General features: G+C 39.2%; 2 protein-coding genes. Both read left to right on the forward strand.

What is annotated here, in order from left to right; translation table 11 throughout:
* Positions 1–460, forward strand: a 460-nt coding sequence (locus ESZ39_RS18290) for an IS630 family transposase (RefSeq protein ID WP_191321842.1), incomplete at its 5' end; no start/stop codon positions are given.
* Between the two features lie 2 nt (positions 461–462).
* On the forward strand, positions 463–951 hold a 489-nt coding region (locus tag ESZ39_RS18295), incomplete at its 3' end, for an IS630 family transposase (RefSeq protein WP_146881198.1).

Consider the following 951-nt stretch of genomic DNA (forward strand, 5'->3'; position numbering starts at 1 on the left):
TATTAATTTAAAGGCACTTATTGCTCAAGAAACCAATGGCAGAATGAGAATTCGCCTATTAGCTTTATTGCACATTAAGGATGGAGCTGACAGAACTCAAGCTGCCAAACATGTAAAAGTAAGCAGGAAAGTAGTCAATGACTGGGCTAAAAAGTTTTTTAATGAGGGTCTTGAAGGGCTAAATGAAAAAACAAGATCAGGACGCCGGCCTAAACTTACCGAAAATCAATTATCCGAGCTTAAAGAGTATGTTCAACGGCACAGTATAAAAGAGAGTGGCGGCAGGCTAAATGCGGCAGCACTTGTTTCAATCATTGATGACAAGTTTGGGGTGAAATACAGTAGAACGAATGTTTATAGGCTGTTGCATGCACTTAATTTCTCATGGATAACAAGCCGCTCTCGTCACCCTAAACAGTCCCAAAAAATCCAAGAAGATTTTAAAAAAAGTTCAAAATAACATTGATCGAAAAGATCCCCGAAGATCAGCCATTGGATAGTGTAGATATCTGGTTTCAAGATGAAGCAAGGTTTGGTCAGCAGAATACAACCACAAGGCTCTGGGCAGAAAAAGGGAGCCGTCCGCGAGTGGTTAAACAGCAACAATTTTTAAACGCTTACTTATTTGGTGCTGTTTGCCCAGGAAATGGAAAGACAGAGGCATTAGTTTTACCTTTTTCAAATAAAGCGGGTATGAAACTCCACATGGAGCAAATATCAAAAGCCACACCACTAGGTAGACACAGCGTTGTCATAATGGATGGAGCAGGTTGGCATACAGAGCATGTTGTAGATGAATTTGATAATGTTAGCATCATAAAATTACCCGCTTATTCACCTGAATTAAATCCAATTGAACAGGTATGGCAGTGGTTAAGACAGAATGAGTTAGCGAATAAATGTTTTAAGGATTATGACGATATTGTTGAATCTTGTAGTAATGCATGGAAC

The sequence above is a fragment of the Colwellia sp. C1TZA3 genome (genome assembly GCF_007954265.1).
Taxonomy (GTDB): domain Bacteria; phylum Pseudomonadota; class Gammaproteobacteria; order Enterobacterales; family Alteromonadaceae; genus Cognaticolwellia.